Origin of the sequence: Francisella sp. SYW-9, from assembly GCF_008711465.1 — a bacterium.
Classification (GTDB): domain Bacteria; phylum Pseudomonadota; class Gammaproteobacteria; order Francisellales; family Francisellaceae; genus Francisella.
Window position 1 is genome coordinate 74,166 of sequence record NZ_VXKQ01000007.1, and the last position, 17,203, is coordinate 91,368.

Consider the following 17,203-nt stretch of genomic DNA (forward strand, 5'->3'; position numbering starts at 1 on the left):
TACTTTAACAATTTTCCTATAAATAATATAGATTTAAGTATTTATATTCTTTTAAAAAGATCGCCTTCTTTTATAACAACTACCACGTTATCTTGATTTTCAAAACATTTCGCTATTCCATCTAAAGGATTCGACTTAACAGCAATAATATCTGCATAATAGTTCTCTTTAATTTTACCTATTTTATCTCCCATATTTAAAAGCTCTGCATTTACTGATGTAGTAGAGCATAGAAGCTCATATGGAGTCTGTGCCGACTCATGCAATGCTAAACCTTCTAATTGTCTAGCTTGCTGCACCTCTCCAAGTAAGTCAGTTCCAAACCCTATTTTAATATTATGCTTCTTAGCTAATTTAATCGATCCTAGTCCATATTTTTGAACTTCCTCAAGTTTTTTTATAACATTTGCATTTAAATATTTCTCCTTACTCAGCAACTCCTTCATTGCTTTAAAGATCATTAACGTAGGCACTAAAAAAGCTTCTTTTTCTTTCATTAATATAGCAGTTTCTTCATCAAGCATATTGCCATGTTCAATTGATCTAACACCTGCCTCTAAACATCTCTTTATTGCCACAGGATGATATGCATGAGCCATAACATAAGTACCATGGTCTCTAGCAACATCAACAATCGCTTTCATTTCCTCAAATGAGTACTGACAACCATCAATCCGATCTGTTGGAGAGTTCACTCCTCCAGATGCCATAATTTTTATTTGACTAGCACCTTTTCTTAACTGCTCTCTTGCTGTTTTTTGAACAGCTGCTACTCCATCACATATCGTACTAATATTACTTCCCGATTGATGACAAAAACATGGCTCAAAATTTTCAGATTGATCCCTAAAATCCCCATGACCTCCTGTTTGACTTAGAGCTTTACCAGAATATAAAAGCCTAGGTCCTTTAACTAACCCTTGGTTTAGCACAAATGCTAGACCCTCTCCAGCACCACCTGCATCTCGAACTGTAGTAAATCCTCTAGAAATCATATTTTCCATAAATTGCTTAGCTCTAATTGATACTTCTTCATCAGGGATATTTATATTAGCTACTTGAGGCCGAGCTGCAGTAACATGAACATGAGCATCTATAAGCCCAGGCATTACATAATACTTACTCATATCAATTGATTTTATGTTTTCAATAAATATATTTTTCCCTATTTTTGCTATTTTTTTATCTTTAATAAGAATATCGACAAGTTCACTTGGCGATTTATGATCAGCATCTATTATCTTACAATTTTTGAGTATTAGCGTGTTAGATTTATTAATTAGTTTTTCCATTTTCTTGCTCTTATCTTTTTTTATATTATGTAATAGTTTTATCAGCCATATATGCTCCTAATAACTTAGTTGTATCAATTATAGGTAAAGGACTGTTTTCTTCTTTTATAACCAATGGCAACTCTGTACAAGCTAAAGCTATAGCATCACAAGAGTCTTTATATTTCTCAACAATCATAAGTAATTTATTTTCTACTTCTTCTAAATTATCAAAATATACAAGCTCATTTTCAATAAACTTATTTATAATATTAATATCCTCAGATGATGGATATGTTATTCTATATCCATAAGATTTTGCTAACTTATCATATAGTCCACCTTCTAGAGTCCATTTAGTTCCTAAAAACAAAACATTTTCATAATTATTTTTAATTATAAATTCAGATGTTACATCTAAAATACTATATATAGGTGTTGATATACTTTCTTTAACGTTATCTATCACATAGTGCATAGTGTTAGATGGAATAACAATATGATCAACATTATTTGATTCTAACTTACGTAAATCTTGTATAAGCAAATCAGTTAATAAATCAGTATTTTGATTTATCCAAGCTTTTTTAAATGGAGTTAAGTTTGCTTGAAAAATAACTATTTCAGGATTATCCAATAACTCAGAACTATTAACATGCTCTATAATTGCTTGATAACACATTATAGCTCCTGGAGCTGTAATTGCGCAAATACCAATTCTTTTCATTATAGTTCTCCAATAGGTTTTTTAATATTTATTAATGGAGATATATCCTCTATCTGTATATTAAGAGAGTTCGCAATCCTTCCTACACAACAGTAAAAGCTTATTGATATGATTAACTCAAAAACTTCTTGCTTAGTAAAGTAGTTATGTAGTTTTTTAAGAGTAACTTCACTTAAGTTAGCATTTTCTTCAATCTCATCTGCAGCATTAACTACCAACAGCTCTTTTTCCTGTAATTTAGCATTAGGCTTATCAGATAAAATAGCATCTATAATTGATTGTGGCACTTGATTTTCTTTTGCCAAAGAAATATGGTGATGCTTCTCATATATGCAATTACCCTTATACGCCTGTCTTAATATAGCTATTTCCCGAAAATAAGGAGATATTTGTGATTTATATATAGTTGAGATTAGATCTGTGAATGGAATTACCATATCCGGCTTATATCCTAGTACTCGAAAAATATTAAGAGCAGGAATATCTAACAATCTCTTTTTTGCACCTTCTGGTAAATTACTGATATCAGGTATTGAATACTCACTATCACTATGATGCTCTTTATTGTATAAGTGAGTATTCGTATGACTCCATTCACCTATTAAGTCAAAGCCATATTTATCAATACTGTTAGCCTTAATTTCAAAGATTATTCCATTACAATCTTTAAAAAAAGTCATGTATTCTTCCACACCATTACTTTGATCATAGATATTTGGTCCAAATACTATTTCTACATTATTTTTATCAAACTTATCCAACATATCAAAATATTCTTGATTTGTTATAAATGCACCAAAATGAGCTGATGGTAAAGTACCATTTTGATTAGTTTTTGGTATTTGAACTTTAATATCAGATGATTTAACCATAGCAGAAGAGCCTACTTCATGAAATGCGATATGCTGATCAAAGAAGTCAACAAACAACTCTGATGGCGAAAAGTCTAGCGATCTAAATCCTAGACTCGTATAGAATTTTTGCGTTTCTTTTTTATTTTTCATTGGAAGTGCTATATGTACTTTATGTTCAAAAGCTTTCATAGTATTTCTCCTTTGTTTTTTGCACAATCTTAAATTAAATTGTGTCTACACTAGTGATTATATAACTAGATATTTTCAAAAATAAGACTTCATACCTTTAACTTCTGTTAAAAAAAATTTGACTTACTATAATTAAACAATTGTTTAGAAATATTTTACAGAATGAGACTTGGAAATGTTAAAACAGTACTGTAACATTGAATTACAAGAAAACGAGCTTTAAGGAGTTCAAAATGAATAAAATTAGCACAAAAGAATCAATGTATAAATTCTACAATGCCTTTTCTGATCCTAATTATTCTTCTGAAAAAATAATTGAAGAGTGTGTTGCTGATAACTTCATGATGTATACAAATAACAAGACTCTAAATCAACAGGATTTCTATCAGCACATGAAATTTATACGCTCTAATATACGTGTTGCTATCTCTATTGAGCACCTTATTGTTGAGGATAACTATACATACGACATACACTCAGCTTTTGGATTCACAAAGGATGATACACCAGTACATCTAAAATATATTGCCAAAACGTTCTTTAACGAAGATGGTAAAATGGAAAGAATTGAGTCTATGTCTTATCCTATTACTGGAGATATGTCTCATATCAATATATCAACAAACTTAGTAAAAACTAAATAATAATAACATTTAAAAGAATATATAGTTGATAAGTCGTTTAAAATAGAATTCAAAAGTCTCAGAAGATTTACTTAACTAAACCTGCCGCATAAGTACGGGCACCTATTAAGCCAACATCAGTATTAGTTATTATGTGAATTGGAAAGTCTTTCATCATATTAGACATTCTTCCCTTATCTCTAAACTTCTCGAGAAACTTACTTTCTTTTATTTGTTTAATAAGTCTAGGAGCTATGCCACCAGCAATATATAACCCCCTAAATGGCAAGCTTGTAAGCGCCAAATTTCCTGCCACAGAACCATAAATACTTAAAAAGATATCTATAGTTCTCAAAGCAGAGGGTTCTCTGTGCTCAATTGCATATTTAACAATAACCGCTGCCTTATCTGAGTCTGAAACACTAAATAACTCTCTTCTTAATCGCATACATTCAGGCTGATCATATAATGGATTACGCACAACATACTTATAAATATTGTAGATACCATAACCACTACAGAATCTCTCTGGTGAGATTCTATGAAAAGTTTTACGCATAAATTTAAATAACTCTACTTGCTCATCATCAACTGGAGAAAAATCAACATGACCACCTTCAGTCTTATAAACTCTAGGAGTATGATCCTTATCATAGCTAACTAAACACATTCCTAGACCTGTACCAGCTCCAATAACAGCACAAAGAGTATCTTCATCTTTTTGACCATCTTGGATAGTTATAATATCCTTATCTTTATCAAGCGATTCTATCCCATACCCTATTGCTTCAAAATCATTTATCACTTTGACCATGCTTTTATCAACACCTAGACTCTCTGATATATATTGCTCAGAAACCATCCATGGCAAATTAGTAACCTCTACTTCACCATTTGATACAAAGCCCGCAACAGCTAAACATGCAGAGTCAATTTTCCCAACCAAGTCAACCTCAGAGAGAAACTTTTCTATAATAGCTGATAAACAGTTATAGTTAGCTCCTTTATATTTTCTAATAGCTATACTTTCTGTTACACCATTTTCTAAAAAAGAAACCTCTAATCTAGTATTAGTTCCACCAATATCTCCAGATAATATATACATTTTTTTATACTCCCATTTAGTAGTATCTTGTCAATACAAATAAATCATATTCTGCTATAATGAAGCAATAACTTAATATCATAATTTTTAGTTTAAATGTCTAAAGAGAATAAAACAACTGATTTTGGCTTTGCAGAAGTGCCTTGGGAAGAGAAACAAAAGAAAGTCGCTGGAGTATTTCATTCAGTAGCAGCTAAGTATGACTTAATGAATGACCTAATGTCTTTTGGCATACATCGGATCTGGAAAAAACAAACTCTTGCAAAGACAGGGGTTCGTAAAGGAGATAAAGTCCTTGACCTTGCTGGTGGAACAGGTGATTTAGCATATAAATTTTGCCAAATGGTCGGCGCACAAGGTAAAGTTGTTTTAAGCGATATTAACTCTTCTATGTTGGAAGTGGGTAAAGAAAAGCTTACTAACAAGGGATGTGTTGGTAATATCGAATATGTCCAAGCCAATGCCGAATGTTTGCCTTTTCCTGATAACTATTTTGATTGTATAACGATCTCTTTTGGACTTCGAAATGTCACAGATAAAGCAAAAGCGCTAGCATCTATGTGTCGAGTGTTAAAACCAGGTGGCCGTCTTTTAGTTTTAGAGTTCTCTAAACCTATAGTACCTTTACTATCGAAAGTTTATGATGAATACTCCTTCAAAGCATTACCATTTTTAGGCAAGATTATTACTCAAGATGCTGAAAGCTATAAATATCTTGCTGAGTCAATCCGTAAACATCCAGATCAAGAAACCCTAAAACAAATGATGTTTGATGCTGGTTTTGATAATGTTGAATATCAAAATATGACCGGTGGAATTGTAGCATTACATATTGGATATAAGTATTAAAATGATACAAACAATAAATAAAGCTCTTAGTTTTTTGCCGAAGCTCGATCCTCAAGCAAGTGCTTTGTTATCGCCACTAAAAGATAAAGCTTTAAGTGTAGTTATTAGTGACCTTGATTATACTATTTCGCTAAAAGTAGAAAATAATAACCTACATGCTACAAATGAGCTTACAGATAATATTTTAAAAGGGAAACTAGCATATATTCTCGAGCTTGTCTTCAATAAAAACTTACAGGAACTAATAATTGCTGAAAAGCTTGATTTCCAAGGTAGCCTAAAAGATCTAAATGAATTTAATACATTTTTAAATGCTATTGATATAGATGTGGTTTATAAAATTTCTAGCCTGACTAGCCCAGAGTTCGCTAGTGTTATAACTAAGCCTTTTGATAAAGTTAAAGAATACCTAAAAACCTCTCGTCAAGAAACGATTATAGACATTAAAGATTATCTAACTGAAGAAAAAAGAACTCTAATTTCTCAAAATGAAATCAATATCTTCTATAAGCATGTACAAGAGTTAAAGCAAGCTACAGATAGAGTAGAAGCTAAGCTAAAACTATTACAAGGCTCATAACATGATTAGAAAGTTTTTAAGAGTTATATATATTTTTTATATTATAAATAGATACTGCTTACTTAATGAGCCTATCCATGCTACAAATATAAAACTCTTACAAGCTCTGCTATTACTAAATCCTTTTTATTATTCAAGAAGAATTCGTAAGTTAGAACATGGAGTGCGTATCAGAGAGGCTTTAGAGAAGTTAGGTCCAATATTTATAAAATTTGGTCAAGCTCTATCAGTTAGAGCAGACTTACTTCCTCCAGAAGTTATAAAAGAAGTTGCTAAACTCCAAGATAACGTCCCTCCTTTTGACAGTAATATAGCTACTACCCAAATTGAAAAAGCTACTAAGCAATCTATTAGCGATATATTTAAAAATTTTGATAGTTCTCCTCTAGCATCAGCTTCGGTTGCACAAGTTCATAAAGCTACGCTTAAAAATGATGAAGAGGTAGTTGTTAAAGTATTACGCCCAGGAATTGAAAAAATATTAAAGCTTGACACCTCTTTAATGTTAATATTTGCCAAAGCTTTAAATCAATTAAAAGAGATTCGCCGCTTTAAACCAGTAGAAATTGTCAAAGAGATTAATCAAAGTTTTTTTGATGAGTTAGATCTTGTTCGTGAAGCATCAAATGCCTCTCAAATCCGTAGAAATTTTGAGAATTCTTCTATCCATTACGTGCCTAAAATATACTGGGAATATACAAGTTCAACTGTAATGGTAATGGAAAAAGTTGGTGGTGTAAGAGTATCAGATATAGAAACCCTAGATGCTTTAGGTGTTGATCGTCGCCTACTAGCTCAACGTGGTGTTGAAATTTTTTACTCTCAAGTATTCGATGATTGTTTTTTCCATGCTGATATGCACCCTGGCAACATGTTTATTGATGTGTCAAACCCAGCAGATCCGAAGTATATTTCTATTGATTTTGGAATTGTGGGAACTCTAAATCGTGATGACCAACGCTATTTAGCAGGTAACTTCTTAGCATTTTTCAAACGTGATTATAGAAAGGTAGCTGAGCTTCATATTGAATCTGGCTGGGTACCAAGTGATACTAGAGTTGATGTACTTGAGTCTGCTATTAGGACTGTATGTGAACCAATATTTGAAAAGCCTATGCGTGAAATATCATTAGGATATACCTTAATGCAGCTTTTCTCAGTTGCAAGACGTTTTAACATGAATATCCAACCTCAATTAACTTTGTTACAAAAGACTCTTTTTCATGTTGAGGGATTAGGCCAAAGACTTTGTCCTGAACTAAATATATGGGAAACATCTCGCCCTATCTTAGAAAAATGGATGAAAGAGCAAATGGGATTAAGAGGTTTTTATCATCGTTCTATCGAAAATATGCCTAGAGTTAGTGACAAACTTCCTGAATTACCACGTATGGTTTTTGACATATTACAACAAACACAAACAAACCTAAAGCAAGTAACATCTAGCCAATATAATACCTCTTCAAAACCAAAGAAAAAGTACACATTTGCATTAGCAACAGGTATTATCCTAACAGGCTTAGGTGTTATATATACTTTACATAATGATTTGTCGCCTCTAGTTAAGCTACAAGGATTTATAGAAAATCATAGCACTGGATTTATTGTAGCAGGTATAGCATGTTTAATTTATTATGGCTTTAAAAAGGAGAAATAAATGTCTAACTGTATTTTTTGTAGAATTATTGCTGGTGAGATACCGTGTAAAAAGGTTTATGAAGATGAGAACGTATTAGCTTTCCATGATATTAATCCAGTAGCAGATGTTCATGTTTTAGTTATTCCTAAGAAACATATTACCAGCTTAAATGAACTATCTACTTCTGATGAGGGGCTTATAGGAAAATTTATGCTAAGTATTCCTAAAGTTGCTAAACAACTAGGACTAAAAGGTTTTAAAACAGTTTTTAATACCGGGAAAGAAGGCGGACAAACTGTTTTTCATATTCATGCTCATATTCTTGGTGGCACTATTCATTCTATGCCTCAATAATACTCTTTATTCTTATTCTTAAGCAAAATTCATAACCGGTGGAGGAAAAGAAGCATTAGCAACTCCTCCAACCTGATGCAATTCAGATCCAAAACTTACTGTTATTATACTTATCATCAATCCTGTCATAATAGTTATTTTTTTCATAATCTTTAACCTTTTACAATACTCTTTTCTAATCTTATGTGAGTATTATGGCAGGCATCTACTATAAATAAAAATATATAGTATTTATTTAATCAATAAGTTTTTCTTATGCTGAATGGAATTTTCTGAATCCTTGAATATATTCACTATTCAGGACGCACTAATGTCATTATAGATATTTTTTCTATTTGGCTATTCTTCTTGATAGTTTGAATAAACTCCTGCATTGTTGAGCCAGTAGTCAAAACATCATCAAATACTAACAGATGCTTAGCAACTACTGGCTTCTTTAAAACAAATACACCCTTAATTTGCTCAAGCCTTTTTTGCCTTGTAGATCTAGACTGTGATCTTGTATATCTAGCTCTTGAGTAGTTCTCAAAAGTCTCAGGAATATTCGTATATTGAGACAACTGCGTAATTAAGACTTCAGCTTGATTAAATCCTCTATATAAATATCTAAGACGATGTATAGGAATAACTGCTAAGGCATCAACATCTTGTAAATGCTTTTTTGTAATATTGTCCCACCAATATTTAATAACTGTTGAAAAAACATTTGCTGATAATAAATCTTTTTGAAACTTAAACTTTTGTAGAAGATGCTTAACTTCTGCAGAATACTTAAGCAAATGATAATAATCATACTCCTGACCCAAATCAACTTGTTGTTTTTGAAAGTTTAAATGACTTAATAAACTTTCAAAACAATAACTACAAACAATATCATCTGAACTTTGTTTACACAAAAGACAATTTTGCTTAAAAAGCAATTTATATCTTGGAAGCATACTTGGCAATAAAACTTTTTAATTGATCTATTTCAAGACCTTTAGAGTATAGATATCCTTGACCAATATCACAACCGTATTGGGTAACTAATTTCTCTAATGACTCGTCCTCAACTCCTTCAGCAACAACTCGAATACCTAATTTTCGTGCTACTTCAATAATAGCCTCTACAATAATATTATTCTTATTACTATTCTTTTCAGCTAACCCAAAGATAAATGATTTATCAATCTTTAATGTATCAATATCATGCTCAACTAATCTTTTAATTGAGGAGTGATCAACACCAAAATCATCAATTGCTAATCTTATACCATTCGGTTTGAGAAGCTTAGAAATTATCTTTATATCTGAGCTTTCAATATTTTCAATAAATGAACTTTCAGTTAGCTCAAATTCCATTACATTATTTTTAATATATGAGCTTGATGCTACAATATTTACAAGTTCTTGAATATGTTCTTTAAAATTTCTAACTCTAGGGGATATATTAACTGAAATACTAACACTCTCAAGCTCAAGACTATCTAAATCTTTTATAATCTTATTAAACACATACATGTTTAATTCTTCTGATAAAGAAAGTAACTCTATTCTTTCAACAATCTCTGCTGTTGTAAAATCATTATCTGAATACCTTAATAACGCCTCAAACCCTTTTAGTTTTTTAGTTTTTAAGTCAAACTGAGGTTGATATACAAAATAAAACAACTCTTCTTTAAAACCACTATGAATAGTATTTACTAAATTATCTAGCCTATCACTCTCTTGTTTTAGATCCTGGTCAAATAACACATAGTCAAGCTTTTGCGTCTTACTTTTATATAGCGCTAAGTCTGCATATTTTAATAGCTTAGTTATACCTATACCACTATTATATCTACAAACTCCAATACTCATTGAAGTAAGTAGTCTTTCATTATCACGAGAATATGGTATGTCTTTTAGATCACTTACTCTTTGAGCAATTTTTTTAATCTCACTATCATCTTTTATATTATTACAAACTATTACAAATTCATCTCCACCTAGTCTTGCTACCACATCCGTTTTTTTAACTATAGATTTCAGCCTTGCAGCAAGCTCTCTAATAACATAATCACCAAAATCATGACCATATTTATCATTTATCCCTTTAAAATCATTACAATCTATCATAATGATGTAAAAATCTTTTTTAACTATATTATTTTCACTATCATATAGGCTTATTTTTTTCTCTAAAAATTGAGTTACATAAAAACGATTATAAATTCCTGATAGAAAATCTTTATTAGCCATATCTTTTATATATGCCATATCTCGATTAGATTCTATCAACATTGAAATCACATATATCATTTTAGACAATTCTTTGATTATATTTTCATCATAGCCACTATCCCTATTAGCAATGCCAACCATACCTATACATTTGTTATTTTTACCAATAATAGGAATTCCAGCATATGATCTTAAAGGCGGATGCCCCGTAGGAATACCAGTAGATTCAGGATGATTTGCAGGATCATTTGTAACAAGAGTTTTACCTGTTTTTATTGTATATCCAAATAATGTATCTAAATTTGTAAACTCTAATCCTTCCTGCCTTTTACTTTTATAAAGATCTTTGGTCTCTTTATTCCAAGATATATCTGTTATAGCGTATGTTCTTAAGTATTTATTATCACCAGAGTCTTTAAATATCCCACCAATAAAACCATATTCACTAGATGTATAATCAAGTAAAAAATGTAATATATATGAGAAAATTTTTGAGCTTTTCGTTTGCTTAATATGTAGTTCTTGTATTTTTGAGATAACTCTTACATATTGCTTTGACTTATACTCTTCTGTAAGATCCTTTATTGTACCTACAAAGACTTTTTCGCCATTATTTATCATTTCAGAAACTGCTAGCTCTATGGGAAAAATTGTGCCATCTTTTTTCATCCCTTGAACAGTTCGAGATGAGTTAATAATATTTTTTTTGTTAGTTTTAAGGTATTTTTCAAGATACTTATCATGCTTTGTCGAATATCTCTGAGGCATTAAGACTTTAACATTTTTATCTATAATCTCCTCAGAATCATATCCAAATAAAGTCTCTACAGCAGGGTTTACATAAGCTACATTACCCTCTTGATCTATAATAATAACACCATCAAAAAGAGTTGATAATAGCTTTTTTAACAGAGGATTTGTTTCAATATCTATTCGCACACAGAACCTTCCTTTAAAACTCTAACCAAAGCTAACTATCTAACATAATAAGCTTACTCATATAATAAATAATATCTTCATATACGATTTACATCAATCTCCACAGGTACATTATTAATATTATATTCCTCTGGGATTTCTTGCGTTGGCTTTACAATAATAACAACTTTTGATTCTTTTGAATCAAACATACTTGTATCATTATTCATCTCAGCAAATACAGGTCTGGAATCAACAACTCCCTTAAATTTTGCTCCATCTTGGAAACGTATAGTAACCTTAGTCCCTTTTGAAACATATGAGACAAACTCAGAATCTAAATATGCCCGAATAAAAGGCTTATCAAATAGTGAGAGTAAAGCCAATTCTTGACCTTTTTGCACAAACTCACCTTTATAAACATAGACTCTATTAACTACAGCATCAACATCTATTTTTATATCAAGACTTTTTATTTTTTCTTCTAAAATACTCTTCTGTAAATTAAGTTGCCTTAATATTTCGGCATAATTGTTATCTTTTTCCAAAGAATACTTTTGTTTCTCTACTAGAACATTACCAAAATCCATCTCAGCATTATGTAACACCTGTGATGATTGCTGAAGCTCGATAATATTAATAATATTTTTCTTTCTTAGCTGAACCATAGCATTATAAAACTTCTCATTAATATCAACATATTTTTTAGCTATAGCATACTTATGCTCTAGAGCTTTTAGATCCTTTTTATATAACTTATCTTGTAAGCTTTTTACATCTTTTATCTGACTTTTAATCTCATTAAGTTCAGTATTTAGAAGAGGCGATGACATTATAAAAACTTCTTCACCATTTTTAACAAGCTTTCCAGGATGAATATTATTTTGCTTGATAAAACCATCTTCATGAGCTCGAATTAGATACTTCTCAGTAACGACTGTACCATCTGCAACTATAAACCAGTTGCTACTAAAAATCATCCAACCTATATATATCAAAGGCGAGATAACTATGACGACAACCATATACCATTGTAACTTTGAAATGTTTTTCTTCACAGGAGATGCTTGGGTCTGCATTATCTGTTTATTTTTTGGTGGTTTGAACTTCATATTTACACTCTTACTTAACCTTTTTATTAATCCAAGTTGGAGCCATGGTACTATCTCTATGTGTTTTTATAAAAAGTTCACTTAATACAGCAACCGTTGCAACAAATTTTAAAAATATCGAATAAAAAGGCATCAAAGGAATCATGTACCACATTGCCAAATCCTGCTTTTTTCTTTCTGAAACCAAAACTATAAATGTCATAAATAAGAAAGCAGTAATTACTAGATAATAAAAATATACCGCAATATAGATCGGAATAATAATATAAAAGGGAAAAATAATCATGCTATATATTAAGCTAATAACTATTGCAATTGGTTGTACCGCATGAAAAAACAAACCAGAGAAAACTGTAATTAAGAAAGTTTTCCAGCCCAAGTATCTAGGTAATAATCTCTTAAGATGCCTTCTTATATATATAAAATAAGTATCTCCATCCCAACGCATTCTCTGCTTAATTAATTCCCAAATTTTCTCAGGAACTTCAGTATGAGCAATACTATCTTGAGAATGTGCTATCCTAAAATTAGGATGTCTTTTGAAAAAAAACTGTAATCTAAGTGTCAAATCAAGATCTTCAGCAGAACCATTTCTCCATAGTGTAGTCTTTTTTAACAATGATTTTCTAAAACAACCATAAGCACCAGATATATTATTTACACTATTGGCATTAGATAAAGCAATGCGCGACATATGTATCCCAAGCATATACTCTATGCCTTGCATGCGTGTAAGGATATTCTTTTTTATATTTCGTGCTCTGAGAGTTCCTGAGCATGCTATCACATTTGGATCTGCAAATTGTTGTACCATATTACTAATCATATCATTATCACATGAGGTATCGGCATCAAGAGTTATAACTAACTCACCCGTACTTATCTTAAAACCGAGATTTGATGATGAGGCATAGCCACCTCTTTGCCATTTTGGAATAACTTTTAGTGATCTCATAGGTATAGCTGTAAAATCCTTTTTATAGCTCATTGCCACATCAAGAGTTTCTTTATTAACACTAGCTCCATCTATTATAATTAAAACTTCAATATGTCCTTTATATAGCTGCTCCTCAAGACTTCTTAGCGTTATTAAAATATCTTTGCCTTCATTATATGCTGTGATGATACAACTAACCTTAGGATAATATGGTGCTCTATGGTCCGGACTAACAATCTGTCTAAAATAACTAGCCACTATGCTTAAAAATATGAATATATTAAAAGGTATTTCCAAGAATAAAACAAAACCAAAACCAAAAATAAAAAGCTCCCCTGGATTTGAAAATATCAATAAAGTTTGTTGATAAAATACATATAATATATCCAAAAATTCACCTTTTGTTTGCTAAATCCTTCAATAAAGTCTGTGCTTTTTTAGCCGTATCAATAGCTGTTGAGTGAAAAGTCTCAACCCGTATTGATTTTTCAGCTATCATATCTTCTGATACATTTATTTTCCTTAGTTTTTGGGCAACTATCTCAGCTCCTGATATATTTGTACCTGGAAGCCAAACCCATATGTTCTGACTATCTACTCTAGTTAACATATCTGTTTTTCTAAGGATATCTCTTAGTTTCTTTGATATATTAGATATCCCTATCATGGTAATATAGTCAAAGATATTTATATGTAGCAAAGAAAATTCATATGCTGAATTTCGCTTCTGCATCGAGCAAGCCCATTCAATCAAACTATAAAAAAACTCTGTTGCAATATAGTTAACATCATCAAATATCGACATCGAATACTCAAGCAAATTCATTTTTATAAAATGATGGGCTTTTTTTGTCAGATCATAGTTACTAACCCTTTGCTTTATCATTTTTTCAGTTAATGTTTTAAAACCACAATCCAAGCATTCTGTTATAACCTCAGGCTCCACAAAGATACTTCCACAGTCATTACATGAGTAACTTTCTAATGGCCTATCATAGTCATGTCCAATATGCTTAAGTTTTGTTTTACACTGAGAGCAAACCAGCTCATCATCTAACATAAACTCCCTCTCTGGCGCAATATTACCACAAGTATAACAATGTAAAAAATCTGCTAGAAGTATATTTTCACTTTTACAATCTGGACACCTTTCTGAAAATAGCGCTCTGGCAGAGTGACAACTACTACAACAAAAAAATGATTTAACAAAATTCTTAGATTTAATAATCTGTCTTTCTGCAAGCTCTTTTATCCAACCAAAGTAGTCAAAATCTTTTGTTTGACAAAAAACATCAATAATAGGGTAACTAAAAAACGACTTCCTTGATAAGTCACTTCGAACATCAAGTGTTAACACACTCCTTCTTGTATATAGATATATCAAAAACCTAGCTTGCCAATCTTGCTTTATGTTGTCTTTTTTTTGAGAGATCTCTTCTATAGTACTAATCTCAGCATTAACCATTTCAATAAATTCTGCTAATGCTGCACAAGTTGTAAATACAGTTGCTGTATAATCAACAAAACTAGCATCAACACAAAAAACTGGCTTTAGGTATGTATAAATACTGGCTCTAATTCTCTTTATAATATGCAAGAATTCTTCTAGATTATTTGTATTTAAAACAAAAGCATCAATATCTTCAAAAGACTCATCAATTTCATCATCTAAAGAAACTGCCAGCACCTCGCAGCTAGATAACTCTTGGCTAAGTTTTTCGCTTATTTTATCTAGTGTAACAACCTTAATTATATTCTCCATATATAGAAAAAAAGTCTCTTGTTATATTAATAAACAGTATATTTTTTGCCAAATAATGTAAATGCTTTTTATATTTTTAAACAAAATAACATATAATGTAGTTAAGTAATACATATTCTTAGGATAGTCTATAATGTATTTACCCCAAAGAAGAGCGCAAACAATTGTTAGCCTAGTTGTTCTTGTTATAGCTAGTGTTGTTATATTTGGTTGGCTAACTGGTAATGTAAGTATTGTTAAATTAAACAAAAGCTTTCCCCCAATGCAATTTAACACAGCTCTATGCTTTGCTATCCTGGCAATCGTTAACTTTATTCCTAAGACATCAAAATTTAGTTATAGCCGTTGTATACTCTCACTTATCGTATTAATAATTTCTCTGCTAACGCTATTAGAATATTTATTTGGATTAAACTTTGGTATCGATCATATAATAAGCGCAAAGACCCTTGATCATTCACTATATCCCGGTAGAATGTCACCCAATACTGCAGTCTGTTTTCTACTTCTGGCCATTGCTAATATACTACCTCGCTTTAAGAAAAATGTTCTTCTTTTAAGAGGATTATTTTTTGGAGCAAACCTAATAGTGCTCACATTAGCATATATCTCTCTATTTGGATACTTCTTTAATATTTCATTTTATTTTAGCTGGGGTCATATTACAGGTATGGCGTTACATACTTCTGTATGTTTGCTTATGCTGACACTCTTTAGAACTTCTTTTAAAGGAGTAAAATCTAAAGCTCATATTATAGGAATTATATTAAGTTCTGCTTCTTTTGTTATATTTTTCTTAGTTTGGCCATATACATTTGACCAAGATTCTAAAGCTATTAAAAACAATGTACATAAAGAAATCTCTCTAGTAAATATAAACTTAGAGAAAAAACTAGATTTAGAGGCAACAGCTATAGACAGGCTCTACAAACGCCTAAGCACATCATCATACTCAAGTAAAAAAGCTATAATTGCAGATATGCAAGCTTATGAAGATGATTATCCAAATATATACTTTATATACTACATACAGGATAAACAGCAAAAGCCTATTTTCTTATCTAACTATGACATAACACAAACTCAAGCTTTAGATGTCTTAAAAGAATGTAGCTCAAGCAAAACATTATCTAAAACAAAGACAATTTGTATTAAAGAAGAAAATAATAAGTTTAATGTTGTATTTAAACCCAACTTTTCAGAAAAAGTTATGTCTGAAATAAATCGCAACCACTATCCTATAGAGATTTATCTTGAAGGCCATAAGATATACTCAAACCTAGATCCTAAAAAATATTATGGTATGTCATACTCTTTCGAGTTCACTGGAGAAAAGCACTGGCACATCAAGGTTTTCTTTACAGATAAACAATATGAACAGTTACAAAAATTCTTCCCGACAATATTTTTCTTACTAGGTATAATTATATCACTAATGATACAAGGGCTATTTTACTTCATTGGTATTAACTTTAGAAAAAATAAAATACTAATACAAAAGCAAATAAAACTCAAAAAACTTAGCTCTATTGATTCTTTAACAGGATGCTTAAATAGACATAGTTTTGAGAAAAAACTAAATGCAATATTAAGTAGTGGACGAAATTCTGATAATGATAATATTGCTATACTATTTATTGATTTAGATAATTTTAAATATATCAATGATAAATATGGTCATGAAGTAGGAGATTTGATACTAAAAGAAGTAGCCTCTAGATTGATAAATAATCTTAGAGAGAATGATTTAATCTCAAGAATCGGTGGTGATGAATTCATCGCTGTTCTAAGAAATATAGATAATGAGGATATGGCTACAGATATTATTAAAAGAATAATTACTTCATTCAAAGAAAAAATAATTATTTCTAGTGAAGTTCAAATCACTCAAACGATTAGTATAGGTGCTACTCTAATTGATGCAAAGAATAATGATATAAATAGTGATAAGTTAATCACTAAAGCTGATATGGCTATGTATAAAGCCAAGAAATCAGGTAAAAACCAATTTAATTTTTCTGACTAATTTCTCTATACTTCTCTCTAAAAATTGTTACAACTGACTTTATAGTTTATAATTT

Annotated in this window: 16 protein-coding genes; 6 read left to right on the plus strand and 10 right to left on the minus strand. The window is 30.8% G+C overall.

Annotated elements, in window-relative coordinates:
- Positions 1–41: 41 nt before the first annotated feature.
- The 3 genes from F3D62_RS02330 to F3D62_RS02340 are packed head-to-tail and all read right to left on the minus strand — an operon-like array spanning position 42 to position 3,041.
- Positions 42–1,292 carry a metal-dependent hydrolase family protein gene (locus tag F3D62_RS02330; protein ID WP_150466646.1) on the minus strand — a complete coding sequence of 417 codons (1,251 nt, stop codon included), beginning with the start codon at positions 1,290–1,292 and terminating at the stop codon, positions 42–44.
- Positions 1,293–1,317: 25 nt separating this feature from the next.
- A complete protein-coding gene (locus tag F3D62_RS02335; RefSeq protein WP_150466647.1) occupies positions 1,318–1,998 on the minus strand; it encodes an aspartate/glutamate racemase family protein in 681 nt (226 codons plus the stop codon).
- Positions 1,998–3,041, minus strand: coding sequence for a hypothetical protein (locus F3D62_RS02340; RefSeq protein WP_150466648.1), 1,044 nt, complete (start codon positions 3,039–3,041; stop codon positions 1,998–2,000). Before F3D62_RS02340 ends, F3D62_RS02335 begins: the two co-directional genes overlap by 1 nt.
- Positions 3,042–3,274: 233 nt before the next feature.
- On the opposite strand from F3D62_RS02340, the gene F3D62_RS02345 reads away from it, so the two are divergent.
- Positions 3,275–3,685: a hypothetical protein gene (locus tag F3D62_RS02345; RefSeq protein WP_150466649.1), complete on the plus strand. Its 411-nt coding sequence runs from the start codon at positions 3,275–3,277 to the stop codon at positions 3,683–3,685.
- A gap of 67 nt (positions 3,686–3,752) precedes the next feature.
- On the opposite strand, the gene glk is transcribed toward F3D62_RS02345, so the two are convergent.
- Complete coding sequence (gene glk, locus F3D62_RS02350) at positions 3,753–4,769, minus strand: glucokinase (RefSeq protein WP_150466650.1); 1,017 nt, start codon at positions 4,767–4,769, stop codon at positions 3,753–3,755.
- A 96-nt stretch (positions 4,770–4,865) separates the two neighbouring features.
- Here glk and ubiE point away from each other — a divergent pair, with 96 nt between their 5' ends.
- The 4 genes from ubiE to F3D62_RS02370 are packed head-to-tail and all read left to right on the plus strand — an operon-like array spanning position 4,866 to position 8,191.
- On the plus strand, positions 4,866–5,618 hold the full coding sequence (gene ubiE, locus F3D62_RS02355; protein ID WP_150466651.1) for a bifunctional demethylmenaquinone methyltransferase/2-methoxy-6-polyprenyl-1,4-benzoquinol methylase UbiE: 753 nt from the start codon (positions 4,866–4,868) through the stop codon (positions 5,616–5,618).
- Position 5,619: 1 nt separating this feature from the next.
- Entirely contained in the window at positions 5,620–6,198 is a 579-nt protein-coding gene (locus F3D62_RS02360; protein WP_191092512.1) for an SCP2 domain-containing protein, read from the plus strand.
- A 1-nt stretch (position 6,199) separates the two neighbouring features.
- Complete coding sequence (gene ubiB / locus F3D62_RS02365) at positions 6,200–7,855, plus strand: ubiquinone biosynthesis regulatory protein kinase UbiB (protein ID WP_150466653.1); 1,656 nt, start codon at positions 6,200–6,202, stop codon at positions 7,853–7,855.
- The gene (locus F3D62_RS02370) at positions 7,856–8,191 is read left to right on the plus strand and encodes a histidine triad nucleotide-binding protein (RefSeq protein ID WP_150466654.1); all 336 of its coding nucleotides are present in this window, start codon (positions 7,856–7,858) and stop codon (positions 8,189–8,191) included. It begins immediately after the preceding gene.
- Positions 8,192–8,209: 18 nt separating this feature from the next.
- Here the strand turns inward: F3D62_RS02370 and F3D62_RS13025 are convergent, their stop codons facing one another.
- From F3D62_RS13025 to F3D62_RS02395, 6 genes are all read right to left on the minus strand, one after another.
- Complete coding sequence (locus F3D62_RS13025; protein ID WP_263478748.1) at positions 8,210–8,338, minus strand: hypothetical protein; 129 nt, start codon at positions 8,336–8,338, stop codon at positions 8,210–8,212.
- Between the two features lie 146 nt (positions 8,339–8,484).
- Positions 8,485–9,129 (minus strand): ComF family protein, encoded by a 645-nt coding sequence (locus tag F3D62_RS02375; protein ID WP_150466655.1) that lies wholly within the window; start codon positions 9,127–9,129, stop codon positions 8,485–8,487.
- Positions 9,113–11,332 (minus strand): EAL domain-containing protein, encoded by a 2,220-nt coding sequence (locus tag F3D62_RS02380; RefSeq protein ID WP_150466656.1) that lies wholly within the window; start codon positions 11,330–11,332, stop codon positions 9,113–9,115. The genes F3D62_RS02375 and F3D62_RS02380 overlap by 17 nt, the downstream gene beginning before the upstream one ends.
- Before the next feature lie 77 nt (positions 11,333–11,409).
- Complete coding sequence (locus F3D62_RS02385) at positions 11,410–12,423, minus strand: HlyD family secretion protein (protein ID WP_150466657.1); 1,014 nt, start codon at positions 12,421–12,423, stop codon at positions 11,410–11,412.
- A 10-nt stretch (positions 12,424–12,433) separates the two neighbouring features.
- Positions 12,434–13,750, minus strand: coding sequence for a glycosyltransferase family 2 protein (locus tag F3D62_RS02390; RefSeq protein ID WP_150466658.1), 1,317 nt, complete (start codon positions 13,748–13,750; stop codon positions 12,434–12,436).
- A gap of 4 nt (positions 13,751–13,754) precedes the next feature.
- A complete protein-coding gene (locus tag F3D62_RS02395; protein WP_150466659.1) occupies positions 13,755–15,122 on the minus strand; it encodes a hypothetical protein in 1,368 nt (455 codons plus the stop codon).
- 133 nt (positions 15,123–15,255) lie between these two features.
- On the opposite strand from F3D62_RS02395, the gene F3D62_RS02400 reads away from it, so the two are divergent.
- Positions 15,256–17,148 (plus strand): GGDEF domain-containing protein, encoded by a 1,893-nt coding sequence (locus tag F3D62_RS02400; protein WP_150466660.1) that lies wholly within the window; start codon positions 15,256–15,258, stop codon positions 17,146–17,148.
- Positions 17,149–17,203: the final 55 nt, after the last annotated feature.

Coding starts and splice junctions, on each gene's coding strand:
- F3D62_RS02370 (WP_150466654.1), top strand. CDS start 7,856: ATGTCTAACTGTATTTTTTGTAGAATTATTGCTGGTGAGATACCGTGT.
- F3D62_RS02335 (WP_150466647.1), bottom strand. CDS start 1,998: ATGAAAAGAATTGGTATTTGCGCAATTACAGCTCCAGGAGCTATAATG.
- F3D62_RS02395 (WP_150466659.1), bottom strand. CDS start 15,122: ATGGAGAATATAATTAAGGTTGTTACACTAGATAAAATAAGCGAAAAA.
- F3D62_RS02385 (WP_150466657.1), bottom strand. CDS start 12,423: ATGAAGTTCAAACCACCAAAAAATAAACAGATAATGCAGACCCAAGCA.
- ubiB (WP_150466653.1), top strand. CDS start 6,200: ATGATTAGAAAGTTTTTAAGAGTTATATATATTTTTTATATTATAAAT.
- F3D62_RS02360 (WP_191092512.1), top strand. CDS start 5,620: ATGATACAAACAATAAATAAAGCTCTTAGTTTTTTGCCGAAGCTCGAT.
- glk (WP_150466650.1), bottom strand. CDS start 4,769: ATGTATATATTATCTGGAGATATTGGTGGAACTAATACTAGATTAGAG.
- F3D62_RS02340 (WP_150466648.1), bottom strand. CDS start 3,041: ATGAAAGCTTTTGAACATAAAGTACATATAGCACTTCCAATGAAAAAT.
- F3D62_RS13025 (WP_263478748.1), bottom strand. CDS start 8,338: ATGAAAAAAATAACTATTATGACAGGATTGATGATAAGTATAATAACA.
- F3D62_RS02375 (WP_150466655.1), bottom strand. CDS start 9,129: ATGCTTCCAAGATATAAATTGCTTTTTAAGCAAAATTGTCTTTTGTGT.
- ubiE (WP_150466651.1), top strand. CDS start 4,866: ATGTCTAAAGAGAATAAAACAACTGATTTTGGCTTTGCAGAAGTGCCT.
- F3D62_RS02400 (WP_150466660.1), top strand. CDS start 15,256: ATGTATTTACCCCAAAGAAGAGCGCAAACAATTGTTAGCCTAGTTGTT.
- F3D62_RS02330 (WP_150466646.1), bottom strand. CDS start 1,292: ATGGAAAAACTAATTAATAAATCTAACACGCTAATACTCAAAAATTGT.
- F3D62_RS02345 (WP_150466649.1), top strand. CDS start 3,275: ATGAATAAAATTAGCACAAAAGAATCAATGTATAAATTCTACAATGCC.